The 4,111-nt window shown below is 61.9% G+C and carries 4 protein-coding genes; all 4 read left to right on the forward strand.

Annotated elements, in window-relative coordinates; translation table 11 throughout:
• The first annotated feature begins 169 nt into the window (after nt 1-169).
• Entirely contained in the window at nt 170-685 is a 516-nt protein-coding gene (locus ACW9JE_RS29200; protein WP_457434738.1) for a DUF4124 domain-containing protein, read from the forward strand.
• The gene (locus tag ACW9JE_RS29205; protein ID WP_457434739.1) at nt 682-1,299 is read left to right on the forward strand and encodes a DUF4124 domain-containing protein; all 618 of its coding nucleotides are present in this window, start codon (nt 682-684) and stop codon (nt 1,297-1,299) included. Before ACW9JE_RS29200 ends, ACW9JE_RS29205 begins: the two co-directional genes overlap by 4 nt.
• A 220-nt stretch (nt 1,300-1,519) precedes the next feature.
• Nucleotides 1,520-2,605 (forward strand): nitrogen regulation protein NR(II), encoded by a 1,086-nt coding sequence (gene glnL / locus ACW9JE_RS29210; protein ID WP_224540563.1) that lies wholly within the window; start codon nt 1,520-1,522, stop codon nt 2,603-2,605.
• On the forward strand, nt 2,602-4,038 hold the full coding sequence (gene ntrC / locus ACW9JE_RS29215) for a nitrogen regulation protein NR(I) (RefSeq protein WP_175376559.1): 1,437 nt from the start codon (nt 2,602-2,604) through the stop codon (nt 4,036-4,038). Before glnL ends, ntrC begins: the two co-directional genes overlap by 4 nt.
• Nucleotides 4,039-4,111: the final 73 nt, after the last annotated feature.

Raw genomic sequence — 4,111 nt, forward strand, 5'->3', positions numbered from 1 at the left:
ATTCAAAGGGATGTCGACTGACCGGACGCATTCGCGAGCAAGCCCGCTCCCAAAGGGGATTTGCGGCGTTTGGAGGATTGGGTATTTCATGACCAAGTGTTAACGGTTTGAGACAACCCCCATCCCTGACCTATGCTGCAACCCAACGCTTTCGCTTGCGGTCATTCTCATGGGTCGTGGTCTTCTCTACATATTGCTGCTGATCGCCCTGCCCGTCGCAGCGCAGATCTACAAATACACGGACGCCAACGGCAACACCGCCTACAGCAATCAGCCGCCCGACGGGGTAACCGCGCAACCGGTCGACCTGCCGCCGCTCAACAGTGTCGAACCTCAGGCCCCGAACAACCCTGCGCCGAAGGCCAGCACAGAGAGCCGTGAATCACCCCAAAGCGCCTATGAGGTGCTGGAACTCACCAACCTGCCCACCACCGAAGCCCTGCGCGCCAACAACGGCACCTTCACCGTCAACGTGCTGATCAAACCGCGCCTGCAAGGCCCGCATCTGTTCCGGCTACTACTGGACGAGCAACCCTACGGCCAGCCAAGCAACGTACCTTCCTTGCAACTGGTCAATATCGACCGCGGCCTGCACAGCCTGGCCGTGCAAGTAATAGAAGGCGAGACAGTCATTCAGCAAAGCCCCACCGTGACCTTCACCGTGCAACGGGTGCACAAACCTTGAAGGCCTGGCTGCTGATCGCCTGCCTGCTCGCCCTGCCCGCCTCGGCAGAGGTCTTCACCTACGTCGATGCTCAGGGCAATCGGGTCTTCACCGACCAGCCAAAACCCGGCAATGCCAAGCGCGTGCCGCTGGGCACCGGCAATCGGATGCCCGCCCCGGATATCGCACCTTCCCTCGCCACCACCCACAAGCCCGTGGAAAAACCGCTGTTCCGCTACGACATGTTGCGCATCCTGGTGCCGGAACCGGACGCCACCGTACGCAGCACCGCCGGGGAGATCATCGTCAGCGTGACCAGCGAGCCGGGCCTGCAAAAGGGTCATCGCTATCGCCTGCTGCTCGATGGTCAACCCACCGCCGAGCCCGGCCTGAGCCCGGTGTTCCCGCTGAGCAATGTCGACCGGGGCACCCATCAACTGTCCGTGGAAATCCTTGATGAACAGGGCCGAATCGTCGAACGCACCGCCAATCAGCCGATGCACATGATGCGCATGTCCCTGGCGCAAAAGCGCAAGGCCAAACCCTGCACCCTGGAAGACTTCGGCCAGCGCCCGGAATGCCCCATCGCCGATAAGCCCGTCGAAGAAAAAAATCCGCTTTTGCGCTTCTTTTAACCCTGTTCAGGTTTACGCACTACATTGGTGCGAATAGTTGCCTCATTCTTTCGTCGCAACCCATTTTGGTTCGAAACGACCCGCAAAAACCGACGAAACGCCACGCAATCGAGCGTCAAACGCCTGTTTCACGGGCTGGGCGCTTCTTTTCGGAGCCTTGGTTTGGTTTTTGCATTTTCCCCGCATCGGCTTTTTATTCATGCGCCAAAAGAGGTCCTGAATGACCATCAGTGACGCACTACACCGCTTGCTGCTCGACAACCTGACCACCGCGACGATCCTGCTCGACGCCGAGTTGCGCCTCGAGTACATGAATCCGGCGGCGGAAATGCTTCTGGCTATCAGCGGCCAGCGCAGCCATGGCCAGTTCATCAGCGAGCTGTTTACCGAATCCACAGAAGCCCTCAATTCCCTGCGCCAGGCGGTCCAGCAGGCGCACCCGTTCACCAAGCGCGAGGCTATGCTCACCGCGCTGACCGGCCAGACCCTGACGGTGGATTACGCGGTCACGCCGATCCTCAGCGGCGGCGACACGCTGCTGCTGCTCGAAGTCCATCCCCGTGACCGCCTGTTGCGGATCACCAAGGAAGAAGCGCAGCTGTCGAAGCAGGAAACCAGCAAAATGCTGGTGCGCGGCCTGGCCCACGAGATCAAGAACCCGCTGGGCGGGATTCGCGGCGCGGCCCAATTGCTGGCCCGCGAGCTGCCGGAAGAAAGCCTGCGCGACTACACCAATGTGATCATTGAAGAGGCCGACCGCCTGCGCAATCTGGTGGATCGCATGCTGGGCTCCAACAAGCTGCCGTCGCTGGCCATGTGCAACGTTCACGAGGTGCTGGAGCGCGTCTGCCAGCTGGTCGAAGCCGAAAGCCAGGGCTGCATCACGCTGGTGCGCGACTACGACCCGAGCATTCCAGACGTGCTGATCGATCGCGAGCAGATGATCCAGGCGGTGCTGAACATCGTGCGCAACGCGATGCAGGCCATCAGCAGCCAGAACGAGCTGCGCCTGGGCCGCATCAGCCTGCGCACCCGCACCATGCGCCAGTTCACCATCGGCCACGTGCGCCATCGCCTGGTGACCAAGATCGAAATCATCGACAACGGTCCGGGCATTCCTGCGGAACTCCAGGAAACCATCTTCTTTCCCATGGTCAGCGGTCGTCCGGACGGTACCGGGCTGGGCCTGGCCATTACCCAGAACATCATCAGCCAGCACCAGGGCCTGATCGAGTGTGACAGCCACCCAGGCCACACCACCTTCTCGATCTTTCTGCCACTGGAACAAGGAGCCACATCGACATGAGCCGTAGTGAAACCGTGTGGATCGTCGATGACGACCGTTCTATCCGTTGGGTTCTGGAAAAGGCCTTGCAACAGGAAGGCATGACCACCCAGAGCTTCGACAGCGCCGATGGCGTGATGAGCCGTCTGGCGCGCCAGCAGCCGGACGTGATCATTTCCGACATTCGCATGCCCGGCGCCAGCGGTCTGGACCTTCTGGCGCGGATTCGCGAGCAGCACCCACGGCTGCCGGTGATCATCATGACTGCGCATTCCGATCTGGACAGCGCTGTCGCGTCCTATCAGGGCGGCGCGTTCGAATACCTGCCCAAGCCGTTCGATGTCGATGAAGCTGTGTCACTGGTCAAGCGCGCCAACCAGCACGCCCAGGAACAGCAAGGCCTGGAAGTCGCCCCGGCGCTGACCCGCACCCCGGAAATCATCGGCGAAGCGCCGGCGATGCAGGAAGTGTTTCGCGCCATCGGCCGCTTGAGCCACTCCAATATCACCGTGCTGATCAACGGCGAATCCGGCACCGGTAAAGAGCTTGTAGCCCACGCCCTGCACCGCCACAGCCCGCGCGCGGCCTCGCCGTTCATCGCGCTGAACATGGCGGCGATTCCCAAGGACCTGATGGAGTCCGAGCTGTTCGGCCACGAAAAAGGCGCGTTCACCGGCGCGGCCAACCTGCGTCGCGGGCGTTTCGAACAGGCGGATGGCGGCACACTGTTCCTCGACGAAATCGGCGACATGCCGGCCGATACCCAGACCCGCTTGCTGCGGGTGCTGGCCGACGGCGAGTTCTATCGCGTGGGCGGGCATGTGCCGGTCAAGGTCGATGTGCGGATCATCGCCGCGACTCACCAGAACCTGGAAACCCTGGTACACGCCGGGAAATTCCGTGAGGACTTGTTCCACCGTCTGAACGTGATCCGCATTCATATCCCGCGCCTGTCGGATCGCCGCGAAGACATCCCGACCCTGGCCAAGCACTTCCTCAGCCGCGCCGCCCAGGAGTTGGCGGTCGAGCCCAAGCTGCTGAAGAACGAGACCGAGGAATACCTGAAAAACCTGCCGTGGCCGGGCAACGTACGTCAGCTGGAGAACACCTGCCGCTGGATCACGGTGATGGCTTCGGGTCGCGAAGTGCACATCGGCGACCTGCCGCCGGAGCTGCTGAGCCTGCCGCAGGACTCGGCGCCGGTGACCAACTGGGAGCAGGCGCTGCGCCAGTGGGCCGACCAGGCGCTGGCCCGTGGGCAGTCCAGCCTGCTGGACAGCGCGGTGCCGACCTTCGAGCGGATCATGATCGAGACTGCGTTGAAGCACACCGCCGGCCGCCGCCGCGATGCCGCGGTCTTGCTGGGTTGGGGGCGTAACACCCTGACGCGCAAGATCAAGGAGTTGGGGATGAAGGTCGATGGTGGGGATGATGATGAGGGGGATGAGGGCTGATAAGCCTCTGGATCTTCATTTTCAGTTAGACCCATTCGCGGGCAAGCCTCGCTCCTACAGATTTCGCACGATA

This window comes from Pseudomonas sp. SDO55104_S430 (assembly GCF_054070595.1).